The organism is Burkholderia sp. Bp8963, from assembly GCF_003854275.1.
Lineage (GTDB): Bacteria > Pseudomonadota > Gammaproteobacteria > Burkholderiales > Burkholderiaceae > Burkholderia.
In genome coordinates this window covers 1-13,524 of record NZ_QTQP01000006.1, presented here as the reverse complement: position 1 = coordinate 13,524, position 13,524 = coordinate 1, and the positions used below count along the sequence as shown (strand labels likewise).

General features: G+C 67.2%; 13 protein-coding genes. 9 read left to right on the top strand and 4 right to left on the bottom strand.

The features are described 5' to 3' along the window. Positions 1 to 60 precede the first annotated feature (60 nt). A complete protein-coding gene (locus tag DID96_RS06790; protein WP_124598554.1) occupies positions 61 to 498 on the top strand; it encodes a type II toxin-antitoxin system RatA family toxin in 438 nt (145 codons plus the stop codon). A gap of 4 nt (positions 499 to 502) precedes the next feature. Beyond that, positions 503 to 826: an RnfH family protein gene (locus DID96_RS06785; protein WP_124598766.1), complete on the top strand. Its 324-nt coding sequence runs from the start codon at positions 503 to 505 to the stop codon at positions 824 to 826. A 92-nt stretch (positions 827 to 918) separates the two neighbouring features. On the opposite strand, the gene DID96_RS06780 is transcribed toward DID96_RS06785, so the two are convergent. From DID96_RS06780 to DID96_RS06770, 3 genes are all read right to left on the bottom strand, one after another. Then, positions 919 to 1,887 carry a DMT family transporter gene (locus DID96_RS06780; protein WP_124598552.1) on the bottom strand — a complete coding sequence of 323 codons (969 nt, stop codon included), beginning with the start codon at positions 1,885 to 1,887 and terminating at the stop codon, positions 919 to 921. Positions 1,888 to 2,042: 155 nt separating this feature from the next. Next, positions 2,043 to 2,729, bottom strand: coding sequence for a PQQ-binding-like beta-propeller repeat protein (locus tag DID96_RS06775; RefSeq protein WP_124598551.1), 687 nt, complete (start codon positions 2,727 to 2,729; stop codon positions 2,043 to 2,045). Positions 2,730 to 2,760: 31 nt separating this feature from the next. Continuing rightward, positions 2,761 to 3,981, bottom strand: a complete 1,221-nt coding sequence (locus tag DID96_RS06770) for a helix-turn-helix domain-containing protein (protein ID WP_124598549.1) — start codon at positions 3,979 to 3,981, stop codon at positions 2,761 to 2,763. Between the two features lie 129 nt (positions 3,982 to 4,110). Here DID96_RS06770 and DID96_RS06765 point away from each other — a divergent pair, with 129 nt between their 5' ends. The 7 genes from DID96_RS06765 to DID96_RS06730 all read left to right on the top strand — a co-directional run bounded on the left by DID96_RS06765 (position 4,111) and on the right by DID96_RS06730 (position 12,074). Further along, positions 4,111 to 4,875 (top strand): DUF899 domain-containing protein, encoded by a 765-nt coding sequence (locus tag DID96_RS06765; RefSeq protein ID WP_124598547.1) that lies wholly within the window; start codon positions 4,111 to 4,113, stop codon positions 4,873 to 4,875. Next, a complete protein-coding gene (locus tag DID96_RS06760) occupies positions 4,853 to 5,770 on the top strand; it encodes a DUF2182 domain-containing protein (protein ID WP_124598545.1) in 918 nt (305 codons plus the stop codon). Before DID96_RS06765 ends, DID96_RS06760 begins: the two co-directional genes overlap by 23 nt. Positions 5,771 to 6,060: 290 nt before the next feature. Next, positions 6,061 to 7,521, top strand: coding sequence for an IMP dehydrogenase (gene guaB, locus DID96_RS06750; protein WP_124598543.1), 1,461 nt, complete (start codon positions 6,061 to 6,063; stop codon positions 7,519 to 7,521). 6 nt (positions 7,522 to 7,527) lie between these two features. Then, positions 7,528 to 8,163, top strand: coding sequence for a hypothetical protein (locus DID96_RS06745; RefSeq protein WP_124598541.1), 636 nt, complete (start codon positions 7,528 to 7,530; stop codon positions 8,161 to 8,163). A gap of 119 nt (positions 8,164 to 8,282) precedes the next feature. After that, a complete protein-coding gene (gene guaA, locus DID96_RS06740) occupies positions 8,283 to 9,902 on the top strand; it encodes a glutamine-hydrolyzing GMP synthase (protein WP_124598539.1) in 1,620 nt (539 codons plus the stop codon). Between the two features lie 425 nt (positions 9,903 to 10,327). Then, the gene (locus DID96_RS06735; RefSeq protein WP_124598537.1) at positions 10,328 to 11,149 is read left to right on the top strand and encodes a type IV toxin-antitoxin system AbiEi family antitoxin domain-containing protein; all 822 of its coding nucleotides are present in this window, start codon (positions 10,328 to 10,330) and stop codon (positions 11,147 to 11,149) included. Further along, positions 11,133 to 12,074 carry a nucleotidyl transferase AbiEii/AbiGii toxin family protein gene (locus tag DID96_RS06730; protein WP_260463820.1) on the top strand — a complete coding sequence of 314 codons (942 nt, stop codon included), beginning with the start codon at positions 11,133 to 11,135 and terminating at the stop codon, positions 12,072 to 12,074. The genes DID96_RS06735 and DID96_RS06730 overlap by 17 nt, the downstream gene beginning before the upstream one ends. A 30-nt stretch (positions 12,075 to 12,104) precedes the next feature. On the opposite strand, the gene DID96_RS06725 is transcribed toward DID96_RS06730, so the two are convergent. Next, the gene (locus DID96_RS06725) at positions 12,105 to 13,358 is read right to left on the bottom strand and encodes a lipoprotein-releasing ABC transporter permease subunit (RefSeq protein WP_124598535.1); all 1,254 of its coding nucleotides are present in this window, start codon (positions 13,356 to 13,358) and stop codon (positions 12,105 to 12,107) included. Positions 13,359 to 13,524: the final 166 nt, after the last annotated feature.

Genomic DNA, 13,524 nt, shown 5'->3' with positions numbered 1-13,524 from the left:
AGCAAAGCGGGGCGGGAATCGCCCGGCTTGCGTTCTCACCTTTGCGATGCCGCGCGATTTATGGCAGATGTCCAGAAAACTGTATTGATCCGTCATTCGGCGGAACAGATGTTCGACCTCGTCACCGACGTGGCCGACTACCCCAACTTCCTGCCGTGGTGCGGCGGCGTCGAGATCCGGCGCCAGGACGAGAACGGGATGGAGGCGCGCATCGACATCAATTTCAAGGGCATCAAGCAGCACTTCGCGACGCGCAACTCGCAGCAGCGCCCGACGCGGATCGACATGCAGTTCGCGGACGGCCCGTTCAAGAAGTTCACCGGCTCGTGGCGCTTCACGCCGCTGCGCGCCGACGCGTGCAAGATCGAGTTCGCGCTGCATTACGAGTTCTCGAACATCATCCTCGAGAAGATCATCGGGCCCGTGTTCAGCCACATCGCGAACACGTTCGTCGATTCGTTCGTCAAGCGGGCGGATCAGCGCTATGGCAAGGGGTGACGCGATGCTGTCGATCGAAGTCTGTTACGCGCTGCCCGATCGCCAGACGCTGATTCCGGTCACGCTGGCGGATGGTGCGACCGTCCGCCAGGCGATCGACGCGAGCGGCGTGCTCGCGCTGCATCCGGAAATCGATCTCGCGCAGGCGAAGACCGGCGTATTCGGCAAGCTCGCGCCGCTCGACGCCGTGCTCGCCGACCACGACCGCGTCGAGATCTACCGGCCGCTGACCGTCGACCCGAAAGTCGCGCGCCAGCGCCGCGTCGAGAAATCCCGCCGCGAGGGCTCCGTCGAGGGACGCAAGTGGCAGCACAAGGACTCGCGCTGACGCGCGGTCCGCGGCCGGCGATCGCCCCGGCGCCTGCAATCCGTTCGCGATTCTTTCGATTCGTCCGATTCGTCCGATGAACCACGCCGCGCTCAATGCGCGGTGAGGTTCGCATTCAGCGGATCGTCCTTCGCGTGCGCGTCGCTGTGCCGGCGCACGGACCCGTAGACACCCGCCAGCAGCAGCGCGAGCGCCGCGATCTCGAGCACGCGCGGCAGCCGGTGGTCGTAGACGAACGCGTACAGCAGCGCGAACACGGTTTCGAACACGATCAGCTGGCCCGACAGCGTGAGCGGCAGGCGCTTCGACGCGGCGTTCCACAGCCCGTTGCCGAGCCATGACGCGCCGATCGCGAGGCCGAGGTTCAGCAGCCAGAACAACTGCCAGCGCGACGCGGGCAGCGCCTGCTGCACCGTGCCGGCGGGCAGCGCGAGGATCGCGATCCAGCAGAGCCCGCCGATCAGCCCCGTCACGACACCCCAGAGCACCGACCATTCGTTGCCGTCGAAATGATGGTGGCGCTGCAGGTAGCGTGCGTTTGCCACCGCGTACCAGGTCCAGCTCGCGAGCGCGCCGGTCGCGCACGCAATGCCGGCGAGCTTCTGGCCGAGCGTCGTCGCGTGCGCGGCCTCGGACGTGAACAGGTCGACGTTGATGCAGGCGATCCCGGCGACGACGAGCGCGAGCGGGCCCGCGAGGCGCTTGAGCGGCACCGCGCCGTGGTCGCCGAGGCCCGCGAGCGTGACGGTCACGGGCAGCACGCCGACGATCAGCGAGCTTGGCGCGATGCCGATCAGGTGCACCGCGCCGGACAGCAGCATGTAGTAGGCGACGTTGCCGACGAGCGCAAGCTTCACGAGTGCGACGAGATCGGCGCGGGTGACGCGCGTGAGCAGCGATCGGGCGGCCGGCAGCGCGGCCGCGACCGACACGAGACCATACATCGCGTAGCGGCCGACGCTCAGCAGCAGCGGCGAAAAATCCGTCAGGAGCCGCGGAACCAGGAACACCATGCCCCACAGGGCCCCCGCCAACACCCCATACACCACACCGCGCTGCATCGACTTCTCCGACTGAATCACTGACGAGCGCGCATCTTAGCGACGTCGGCGGGGGCGCGTCTTGTTCATTCCTGCACTCGGATCGCTTCGGCGTGCGGTGGGGCGCGGTGGGGCGCGGTGCGGGTTCCGGGTCCTGGTTCGGGTGGATGCAGCGCTTACCGATCCGGCGAATCGGCCGATCCTGCGGCATCGCTGCCCGTCTGCGCGGCGCGCGCGGGACGCCGCACGGCCCGAAGCTTGCCGCTGTTGCCGCCGCCGCAGAAGAACCGGTCTCCGCCGTCGGATTCGAGCCCCGACACGCCGACGCCCGGTGGCATCTCGAGCCTTTCGAGCACGTCGCCCGAGCGCGGATCGAGCCGCCTCAGCTCGCTCTGGTCGCTTTCCCACGTGCCGTGCCACAGCTCGCCGTCGACCCACGTCACGCCAGTGACGAAGCGATTGGATTCGATCGTGCGCAGCACCGCGCCCGTTTGCGGATCGACCTGATGAATCTTGCGCGCCCGGTACTCGCCGACCCAGAGCGTGCCTTCGGCCCACGCGAGCCCCGAGTCGCCGCCGTTGCCCGGCGCGGGAATCGTCGCGAGGACGCGGCCTGTCTGCGGATCGAGCTTCTCGATCCGGTTCTCGACGATCTGGAACAGGTGGCGGCCGTCGAACGCGGTGCCCGCATCTGCGGCGACGTCGAGCGAGCGGAGCATTGCGCCGCTGGCGGGGTCGAGCGCATTGAGCCGGTCGCCAGACGCGAACCAGACGTTCTGTCCGTCGAACGTGACCCCGTGCACGCCTTCGACGCCCGGAAAGGGGCCGTATTCACGGATGATTTCTGCTGCGGAGCGTTTCATGTCGGTTTCCTCGTCGTTGTGTAACGACATCCTAGTCACCGGGCAGTGGCACGGGGAGTAACAAGGTCGTCGCGAATCCGGGCATCGGCGGCGTCATCCAGCGGCGCGCGCGGCCGCGGCCGAATGTCTGCACCTTGCCGGCGGCCGCGAGCGCGTCGAGCGCGCGCTGTACGGTGCGCTGGCTTGCGCCGAGCGCCAGCGCCAGCGCGGAACTCGACCACGCCTCGCCGTCGGCGAGCAGCGCGAGCACGACTGCATGCCGGTCGTCGACGGGCCGGGCGAGCACGGCGACCTCGCGCGCACCGAGCGGCGACAGCGCGAAGCCGCGCTTGGTTGCGGTCACGTCCGCGAGCGGCCGCAGCATCGCGCGCAAGCGGCCGATCTCGACGCGCAGCCGCGCGCGATGCGTGTCGTCCGCGTGTTTCGTGCGGAACGCGTGCGCGATCAGCGCATCCCTCGGCAGGTCCGCAGGCCACGCTTCGGCGAGCGCGCGCGCCAGTGCGAACAGCACGGGCCGCCGCGCGAGCGGGACCGTCGTGCGCGTGTCGCGCACCGCGTGGCGGCACGCGTCCACGACGAGCGTGTTCGACGCGAGCAGCGTCTCGACCTCTTCTAGCAGCAGGGGCCGCGCGTCGCCGCGGGCGATCACGCGCGCGGCCGGCGCGTCGAGGAGGCGCCGTGCGCTGTCGATCTCGGCGGTCAACGCGGCGATGCCCGCATCCTGCGCGGCCCGTGTCGCGCGGGCCAGCGCGTCGCGGGCGGCTTGCGTCCGGATGCGTCGCATCGCGATCCCGGCCGTGACGAGTGCGTGCGCGGCGCGCGACGCCGCGGGGAGGGGCGCCGGATCGAGCCCGGCGAGCGTGCGCTCGGCGTCGTCGATGCGGCCGATCAGCAACAGGCGGCGCACCTGCAGATAGCGCGCGTGCGCGGCGTTTGCGTGGTCGCCGTGCGCTTCCAGCGCGGCGCGCGCCATCTCGAGTGCCTTCGTCGGCCAGTTGAGATCGCGCGACGCGAGCGCGATCTCGGCTTCGGCGACCACGCAGCGCGCCCGGGCCACGACTTCGCGAGGGCCGAATGCGCGCGCCGCGCTGCGCACGAGTGTCTTCGCCCGCTCGAAGTCGCCGAGTTGCGCCATCGCGATGCCGCGCAGCGCGAGCGCGGGCGCATCGTCGCGCAGCGCGACCCGGTTCAGCGCGCCGAGCGGGTCACCCGCGGCGAGCGCGCGCGCCGCAGCCGTGATCAGCGAATCCATCCGAATCCCGACACACTTGTCACTCCCCCCGTTCGGCGCCCGGCACTAATCTAGCACCACGACTCCCGCCCGGCACGTCGTGCCGGTGCCGGAACGTGCAACGCAGGATACCGAAAGGAGGAACGAGCGATGACGACACATCTCACCGGCACTCGCGAGGAATGGCTGGCGGCGCGCCTCGCGCTGCTCGACGCGGAGAAGGCGCTGACCCATCAGAGCGACGCGCTTGCGCGGCAGCGTCAGGCGCTGCCGTGGGTGCGAATCGACAAGACATACCGGTTCGACACCGACGCCGGGGCGGCGACGCTCGCGGACCTGTTCGGCGGCCGTTCGCAACTGATCGTCTACCATTTCATGTTCGGGCCCGACTACAAGGCCGGCTGCCCGTCGTGCTCGTCGATCGCGGACGGCTTCAACGGCTTCGCCGTCCATCTGGCGAACCACGACGTCACGCTGATGGCCGTGTCGCGGGCGCCGCTCGCGAAACTGCAGGCGTACAAGCAGCGGATGGGCTGGACGTTCCCGTGGGCATCCTCGGTCGACAGCGATTTCAACTTCGACTTCAACGTGTCGTTCACCGAGGCCCAGCAGCGCGCCGGCGACGTCGAATACAACTACCAGCGCGCCGGTCATGCGATGGACCTGACGCCGCCGCCGGACCCCGTTGCCCGGTTCGCGGCCACCTGTGGCACCGACGCGGCCACGTTTTCACGCGATCGGCCCGGGATGAGCACGTTCGTGCTCGAGAATGGCGTGGTCTATCACACCTATTCGACCTATGCGCGCGGGCTGGACGGCCTGTGGGGCATGTACCAGTGGCTCGATCGCGCGCCGAAGGGGCGCAACGAGCAGGGCGTCTGGTGGCGCCGTCATGACGAATACGACCGGCGTTGAGCCGCGAATCGGGGGCGACTTCGGGGCTGACTTCGGGGGCGACTTCGGGGGCGACGCGTGCGTGCCGCGGGAGGCGGCGGGCGGGCCGCCACGCAGCGCGGACGGTCGTGCTTCCCGGCATGCGTTCGCCGGCGTGCTGGCCGTGCTGTTCGCTGCCGGCGTGGCGGGGACGATCGTGCAGAGCGCGTCGATGGCGTCGATGGGCGGCGTGCCGATGGCGGGCGGCTGGATGCTGTCGACTGCATGGGGTCGGCTATGCGGGCAAACGTGGCCCGGCGCCGCTGCGGCGTTTCTCGGCATGTGGGGCGCGATGACGGTGGCGATGATGCTGCCGTCGCTCGCGCCGACGCTGTGGCGTTACCGGGAGGCGGTCGGCGTGGCGAGCGTGACCGGTGCCGCACGCCGCGGGCGACTGACCGCGCTCGTGGGTGCCGGGTATTTTTCGGTGTGGGGCGCATTCGGCCTGGCCGTCTTTCCGGCCGGTGCGTTGCTGGCCGGCCTTGCGGTGCGCCTGCCCGGCCTGGCGCGAACCTTTCCCGTGCTGGCCGGGGCCGTGGTGCTGCTTGCTGGCGCGCTCCAGTTCACCGAATGGAAGGCGCGTCGGCTGGCCTGCTGCCGCGGTGAGGCGACGCACGCCGCGTCGCTGCGAGCTTGCACCGGCACCGCATGGCGGCACGGTCTGCGCGTCGGCCTCCATTGCGGCGCGTGCTGCGCGAATCTGATGGCGATCGCGTTCGCGACCGGCGTCATGGATCTGCGCGTGATGGCCGTGGTGGCGGTTGCGATCGCCGCCGAACGCATCGCGCCAGACGGCGCGCGCGCGGCACGCATCGTCGGGCGCGTCGCTGTCGTCGCGGGCTTGTGGCTGATTGCGCGCGCGGCCGGGCTCGCGTGACCGCGCGTGTCCATGCCAGCCCATGCGGCGAGCGCCCGTTTCGGGGTGCGCGTGCGGCTCCGGGGGGGCGCGCCGGCGGCCGCACGTGTGGAACCGAGCCGGGCCGAGCGGTGCCGACCAGTGCGAACGGACATGCGGCAGACCAAAACGAAACCGGATCGAAAACGACCCGAAAGGCGATCCGAACGATTCGGGGCTTCGGCCACCCGGAAACGGCTAAGCCTTTGTTCGTGTTGTGAAATTCAACGGCACTTCGCGTATAATTCGATTTTGCGCCCATAGGATTTGCCATGCGTCTGATCCAAAAAGCACTCACTTTCGATGACGTGCTCCTCGTCCCGGCCTTCTCCGACGTTCTGCCGCGCGACACCAGCCTCAAAACCCAGCTGACCCGCAACATCTCCCTGAACATGCCGCTCGTGTCCGCTGCCATGGACACGGTCACCGAAGGCCGACTCGCGATCGCGATGGCGCAGCAAGGTGGCGTCGGCATCATCCACAAGAATCTCACGCCTGCCGAACAGGCTCGCGAAGTTGCGAAGGTCAAGCGCTTCGAGTCCGGTGTCGTCCGCGACCCGATCACGGTGCCGCCGCAGATGAAGGTGCGCGACGTGATCGCGCTGTCGCGCCAGCATGGCATTTCGGGCTTCCCGGTTGTCGAGGGCCCGCAGCTCGTCGGCATCGTCACGAACCGCGACCTGCGTTTCGAATCGCGCCTCGACGAGCCGGTCAAGTCGATCATGACGCCGCGCGAGCGCCTCGTGACGGTCAAGGAAGGCACGCCGCTCGCCGAAGCGAAGGCGCTGATGCACAGCCACCGCCTCGAGCGCGTGCTGGTCGTCAACGACGCGTTCGAGCTGCGCGGCCTGATGACGGTCAAGGACATCACGAAGCAGACCGAGCACCCGGACGCGTGCAAGGACGAGCACGGCAAGCTGCGCGCAGGCGCGGCGGTCGGCGTTGGTCCGGACAACGAAGAGCGCGTCGAGCTGCTCGTGCAGGCGGGCGTCGACGTGATCGTCGTCGATACCGCGCACGGCCACAGCAAGGGCGTGCTGGAGCGTGTGCGCTGGGTCAAGCAGAAGTTCCCGCACGTCGAGGTGATCGGCGGCAACATCGCGACGGCCGCGGCTGCGAAGGCGCTCGTCGAGTACGGCGCGGACGCGGTGAAGGTCGGCATCGGCCCCGGCTCGATCTGCACGACGCGGATCGTCGCGGGCGTCGGCGTGCCGCAGATCAGCGCGATCGCGAACGTGTCCGACGCGCTGCGCGGCACGGGCGTGCCGTGCATCGCCGACGGCGGCATCCGCTTCTCGGGCGACGTGTCGAAGGCGCTCGCCGCCGGCGCGAACGCGGTGATGATGGGCAGCATGTTCGCGGGCACCGAAGAGGCGCCGGGCGACGTGTTCCTGTACCAGGGCCGCCAATACAAGTCGTACCGTGGCATGGGCTCCGTCGGCGCGATGAAGGACGGCGCGGCGGACCGCTACTTCCAGGACAACTCCGCGAACATCGACAAGCTCGTGCCGGAAGGCATCGAGGGCCGCGTCGCATACAAGGGTTCGGTCAACGCGATCATCTTCCAGCTGATCGGCGGCGTGCGCGCGAGCATGGGCTACTGCGGCTGCAAGACGATCGCCGAGCTGCACGACAAGGCCGAGTTCGTCCAGATCACCGCGGCAGGCATGCGCGAGTCGCACGTGCACGACGTGCAGATCACGAAGGAAGCGCCGAACTACCACGTGGACTGATCGCCGATGAAACCGCTGCTGCGAGCCGTGCTGGTTGTCGATGCCGTGCTGCTGCTGGCGTTCGGCGTGCTGTTCGTACTGACGCCGTGGCACGCGCTGTTCAACGCGTTGCAGCTTGCGAACGTCGAGCCGGCGATGCTTGGCCAGGCGTTCGGCGTCGCGCTGCTCGGCCTCGGGTGGCTCGCGCTGCACGCAGCGGTCAACGGTGAAATGACGGCCCCGGTCGCCCGCGTGGTCGGCCATGTGAACTGGCTGATCGGCGCGCTGACGATCGTCTGGGCGATCGGCTCGCGCGGTCCGGCGCTCGCGGCAGCCGGCCAACTGCTGTCGGGGGTGGCCGGCGTGGTGCTGGTCGTGCTCGGCCTCGGCGGCGTGCGTCTGGCCGCGGCCGTGCGGCAGCGCGCGAAGGTACAGGCGGTGCAGGCGGCGCAGGCGCCCGATACGGGCGCGGCGAAGCGGCCGGCCGAGCCGGCAGCGGGTCCGTCGCGGCGGATCGAGCCGGTCGTCGGCCGCGGCGCAGCACCCGTGACGCCCGCGACAACGCCTGGTGCGGCACCGTCCACGCCGGCCGGCCCGTCTGCCGCAGGCGGCAAACCGTCGGACGCTGTCGCGCTCGACGAGCGTCCGCCGATGCAGGATTGACCGGCCGTGCGTCGCGCGTCATCGCCGCCCGACGCCGCCGTCCATGCTATTGACGCAGCGCATGATGCAAATGATGCGCTGCTTTTCTTATTCGTTTGTTCTTCATCCCGTCCGCAGCCATGCACGACAAAATCCTGATTCTCGACTTCGGTTCGCAAGTCACCCAACTGATCGCGCGGCGCGTCCGCGAAGCGCACGTCTACTGCGAGATCCACCCGAACGATGTGTCCGACGAATTCGTGCGCGAGTTCGCGCCGAAGGCGGTGATCCTGTCGGGCAGCCACGCGAGCACGTACGAAGACCATCAGCTGCGCGCGCCGCAGGCGGTGTGGGATCTCGGCGTGCCGGTGCTCGGCATCTGCTATGGCATGCAGACGATGGCCGTGCAGCTCGGCGGCAAGGTCGAGTGGAGCGATCATCGCGAGTTCGGCTACGCGGAAGTGCGTGCGCAAGGCCACACGCGACTCCTGAACGGCATCGATGATTTCACGACGGCCGAAGGCCACGGGATGCTGAAGGTCTGGATGAGCCACGGCGACAAGGTCGCCGAGCTGCCGCCGGGCTTCAAGCTGATGGCGTCGACCCCGAGCTGCCCGATCGCCGGCATGGCCGACGAGGCGCGCGGCTACTACGCGGTGCAGTTCCACCCGGAAGTCACGCACACCGTGAAGGGCCGCCAGATGCTCGAGCGTTTCGTGCTCGAGATCGCCGGCGCGAAGCCGGACTGGGTCATGCGCGACCACATCGAGGAAGCTGTTGTGCGCATCCGTGAACAGGTGGGCGACGAGGAAGTGATCCTCGGCCTGTCGGGCGGCGTCGATTCGAGCGTCGCGGCCGCGCTGATCCATCGCGCGATCGGCGACCAGCTCACCTGCGTGTTCGTCGACCACGGCCTGCTGCGCCTGAACGAAGGCCAGATGGTGCTCGACATGTTCGAGGGCCGCCTGCATGCGAAGGTCGTTCACGTCGACGCGTCGGAGCAGTTCCTCGGCCACCTGGCCGGCGTGACGGATCCGGAGCAGAAGCGCAAGATCATCGGCCGCGAGTTCGTCGAGGTGTTCCAGGCCGAGGCGCAGAAGCTGTCGAAGGCGAAGTGGCTCGCGCAGGGCACGATCTATCCGGACGTGGTCGAATCGGGCGGCACGAAGACGAAGAAGGCGACGACGATCAAGAGCCACCACAACGTCGGCGGGCTGCCTGAAACGCTCGGCCTGAAGCTGCTCGAGCCGCTGCGCGACCTGTTCAAGGACGAAGTGCGCGAACTGGGCGTCGCGCTCGGCCTGCCGCCGGAAATGGTGTACCGCCATCCGTTCCCGGGCCCGGGCCTCGGCGTGCGGATCCTCGGCGAAGTGAAGCGCGAGTACGCGGACCTGCTGCGCCGCGCGGACGCGATCTTCATCGAGGAGCTGCGCAACACGGTCGCGACCGCGCAGGATGCGGCGGCCGGCCTGTGCGGCGAAGCCGACGTCGGCAAGAGCTGGTACGACCTCACGAGCCAGGCGTTCGCGGTGTTCCTGCCGGTGAAGTCGGTCGGCGTGATGGGCGACGGCCGCACGTACGACTACGTGACGTCGCTGCGCGCGGTGCAGACGACCGACTTCATGACCGCACACTGGGCGCATCTGCCGTACGCGCTGCTCGGCCGCGCGTCGAACCGGATCATCAACGAGGTGCGCGGGATCAACCGGGTCGTGTACGACATTTCCGGGAAGCCGCCGGCGACGATCGAGTGGGAGTGAGGGGTTTGTGAATTCCCATTGAAATCAACGCGTTGGGGTGTGTCGCAGATGGCGCATGCCCAATTCAAAATTCGCCGGTGCGGGTTCGGAAGCCCTTGAGAAATATGAGAATTCTAAAAGTGCATCCGGACCTGCTGCGACACCGGACAGCCGCAATTTGACGGTATTTCTGACGGTATAGGCGGGCAGCATGCGTGGAGGCTCGCTTGATACCGTCGGCGGTGCTGGCGGTAGAAAATCGGCTATACCCACGGCTTCGTAAGGGCGGGAGGTCCTATGGTTCTGACGCGGGCTGGATGCCTGCCTGTCGTCGCCCGGACGCGGTTCGTCGTTGCCGTTCAGAACTCACTTATAGTGACTGATTTCTAAATTTTTTAAACCAGCAGCAGTTGGCTAGAGTTTGTCAAAGGTGTATTTTGAGCACTATGAGTGATCAAAATCATCGAAAGCTAAACCATCTGCTGTCAGAACTCAGCGATGCCACCCTGATTTCCAGTCGCTGGCTGCGAGCACATGGCTACGCCAGTAGCCTCGTCGCACGCTACGTGGCCAGCGGCTGGCTGGTCTCGCCGGCGCGCGGCGTCTACATGAGGAAGGGCGGGCGCCTGCAATGGGACGGTGTGGTCCGTAGCCTTCAATTCGACGAGGGTTTGTCGCTGCATGTCGGCGGGCGCTTTGCGCTGGCCATGCAAGGCCACGAGCATTACCTGCGCCTCGGCGAAGCCGGTACGATCACGCTCTATGGGCCGAACCGGCTGCCGGGATGGGTGGGCAAACTGCCGTTGGAGGAGTGCTTCGAGTTTCATGGCAAGGGGCCATTCGATTGGCCCGTGCTGCAGTTCACGCACGACATGTCCGAGAAGGTACTGCTCGACCGGGGGTTGACATGGCACGAGGCCAGTCCGAGCACGGGCGCCCTGGCTTGTTCGACGCCCGAGCGGGCCATGCTGGAGTTGTGCGACGACATATCGGATGCAGCCTTGGTTTACGAGGCGGATGCCTTGATGCAGGCCATGACCATGCTGCGACCGCAGCGGGTCGGTATGCTGATGCGCCATTGCCGCAGCATCAAGGCAAAGCGGCTGTTCCTGGCACTGTCCGAACGCCATCGGCATGCGTGGCTGCCGCACGTACCCCTTGATGGTGTTGATCTGGGCCGGGGCAAGCGTGCGCTGGTCCCTGGCGGGCGCTTGCATCCGACCTATCAGATCACATTGCCTGGAGACCTGGATGAGCACCTGGGATAAGCGCTACACCGACCGGGTGCAACTGCTGGTCGAGATCCTGTCAGTGCTGGCGCAGGAGCCGCGCTTCGCGCTTAAAGGCGGGACGGCGATCAACCTGTTCGAGCACGATCTTCCACGACTGTCGGTAGACATTGATCTGGCGTGGCTGCCGGTGCACGACTTCGCCGAAGATGCCGCGTTGATCGCGGCGGCGCTGGAGCAATTGGCCAATGCGCTACGCGTCCGGCCGCTGCAACTTCAAGTGCAATCGTCGGCGGGAGAGGGCACCGGATCGGCAACGCGGTTGGTGGCCAGTCGCGGCCGAGCGCGCGTGCAGATCGAGACGACGCCGGTCATGCGCGGCACTGTGCATCCGGTGCGCACCATGGTGGTCAGGCCGAAGGTGGAGGAGGCTTTCGGCTTTGCCTCTGCCCAAGTGCTGGATTTCGCCGATCTCTATGCCGGCAAGCTCGCCGCCGCGTTGTCGCGGCAGCATCCGCGCGACCTGTTCGATGTCGGCCTGCTGTTGGAGGATGAGCGGGCGAACGATGTGCTGTGGCGGACTTTTCTCGTGTATCTGACCTGCAGCCCCAAGCCTGCCTGGGAAATGCTGGCGCCTCGAGTACCAGCGGATTTCTCGGCAACGTTCGATGCGCACTTCAGGGGAATGACGGCCGAGCCGGTCAGCGCCGAAACGTTGCTGGAAAGCCGCGAGCGTTTGCTGGCACGAGTGGCGGGTTGGTTGGACGAACCTTCGCGGGCGTTTCTTCGATCAGTGGAGGACGAGAAGCCGGACTTCGGCCTTATCGGGCTTGCACATGCGAGTGAGCTACCGGGTGTGCGGCGCAAGTTGCATAACCTGGCCCAGCGGACCGCGGCCAAGCGCGAGGCTGATCGCCAGCAGCTTGAACAAACTCTGGAGCGGATTGCAACGCGAACCGCGTGAACCGCGCATGCAGAATTTGTCGACGCGCACTCACTCGTACCGCAGCGCCTCCGCAGGGCGAACCCGCGCGCTGCGCCAGCTCGGATACAGTGTCGCGAGCGACGACATCAGGAATGCAACCACACCGACTTCGATCACGTCGCTCGCAACGAGCTTCGACGGCAGCTCGCTGAGGAAATAGACCGACGGCGTCAGGAACTGGATGCCTAACGTGTGCTCGATCGCGGGCAGCAGCCATGGAATGCTCGCCGAAATCGCGCAGCCGAGTGCGACGCCCGCGATCGTGCCGACGAGGCCGATCGTCATGCCCTGGATCATGAAGATCTTCGTGATCGAGCCAGGCTGAGCGCCGAGCGTGCGCAGGATCGCGATGTCCGCCTGCTTTTGCGTGACCGTCATCACGAGCGACGAAACGAGATTGAATGCAGCCACGGCGATGATCAGCAGCAGGATCACGAACAGCATGCGCTTCTGCAACTGCTCGGCGACGAACCATGTCCTGTTTTGCCGCGTCCAGTCGCGGATATAGAGGTCGCCGGACAGTGATCGCGACAACTGCAGCGCGATCTCCGGCGCGCGCTCCATGTCGTCGACGCGCAGCCGCACGCCGGTCGGCGTAGCGAAATGGAACAGCGTCTGCGCATCGCCGATGTGGATGAAGGCGAGCGCGCTGTCGTACTGGTAGTGCCCGGATTCGAACGTGCCGACCACCGTGAATTGCTTGAATTGCGGCAGCAGCTCGCGCATCGGCGACGAGCCACCCGGCGCGAAGAACGTCAGCCGGTCGCCGACCTGGACCTGCAGGTTGGCGGCGAGCGCGGACCCGAGCACGATCCCGAGTTCGCCCGGAACGAGCGCGTCGAGGCGGCCGCTCTTCATGTCTTTCGCGATATCCGACACGCGGGGCTCGAGCCGCGGATCGATGCCGCGCAATGCGACCCCCGTTACCTTGCCGGCGTGCGTGAGCAGCGCCTGGGCCTCGACGTAGGGCGCCGCAGCCTTGACCGACGGGTTGCGCAGCGATTCGTCTGCGGTTCGCATCCAGTCCGGCATGGTTCCGGTTGGCGCGAAGATCTCGACGTGCGCGAGCACTGACAGCATGCGGTCGCGCACTTCGCTCCTGAACCCGTTCATCACGGACAGCACGATGATCAGCGCGGCCACCCCGAGCGCAATGCCCGCCATCGACACGGCGGCGATGAACGAAATGAAGCCGTTGCCGGTCGTGCGTTTGCCGGCACGCGTATAGCGCAGGCCGACCTGCCATTCGTACGGGAGTTTCAACCGGATTTCCTCTGGACGCGCGATGCGTGACGCCGAGCATACTAGTACAACATCCCGTAAATAGATTGAATAAATAACTGCCTCGGTTATCATGTCTGGATGAGCCGAGGCCGACATGCAACGCCAGTGAAGCTGGCGAATAAAGAACGACAGGAACTGCGATCGC

Bases quoted from the DNA above. Each gene is read 5' to 3' on its own strand.
- DID96_RS06790 (WP_124598554.1), top strand. From the start codon at position 61: ATGGCAGATGTCCAGAAAACTGTATTGATCCGTCATTCGGCGGAACAG.
- DID96_RS06785 (WP_124598766.1), top strand. From the start codon at position 503: ATGCTGTCGATCGAAGTCTGTTACGCGCTGCCCGATCGCCAGACGCTG.
- DID96_RS06780 (WP_124598552.1), bottom strand. From the start codon at position 1,887: ATGCAGCGCGGTGTGGTGTATGGGGTGTTGGCGGGGGCCCTGTGGGGC.
- DID96_RS06775 (WP_124598551.1), bottom strand. From the start codon at position 2,729: ATGAAACGCTCCGCAGCAGAAATCATCCGTGAATACGGCCCCTTTCCG.
- DID96_RS06770 (WP_124598549.1), bottom strand. From the start codon at position 3,981: ATGGATTCGCTGATCACGGCTGCGGCGCGCGCGCTCGCCGCGGGTGAC.
- DID96_RS06765 (WP_124598547.1), top strand. From the start codon at position 4,111: ATGACGACACATCTCACCGGCACTCGCGAGGAATGGCTGGCGGCGCGC.
- DID96_RS06760 (WP_124598545.1), top strand. From the start codon at position 4,853: ATGACGAATACGACCGGCGTTGAGCCGCGAATCGGGGGCGACTTCGGG.
- guaB (WP_124598543.1), top strand. From the start codon at position 6,061: ATGCGTCTGATCCAAAAAGCACTCACTTTCGATGACGTGCTCCTCGTC.
- DID96_RS06745 (WP_124598541.1), top strand. From the start codon at position 7,528: ATGAAACCGCTGCTGCGAGCCGTGCTGGTTGTCGATGCCGTGCTGCTG.
- guaA (WP_124598539.1), top strand. From the start codon at position 8,283: ATGCACGACAAAATCCTGATTCTCGACTTCGGTTCGCAAGTCACCCAA.
- DID96_RS06735 (WP_124598537.1), top strand. From the start codon at position 10,328: ATGAGTGATCAAAATCATCGAAAGCTAAACCATCTGCTGTCAGAACTC.
- DID96_RS06730 (WP_260463820.1), top strand. From the start codon at position 11,133: ATGAGCACCTGGGATAAGCGCTACACCGACCGGGTGCAACTGCTGGTC.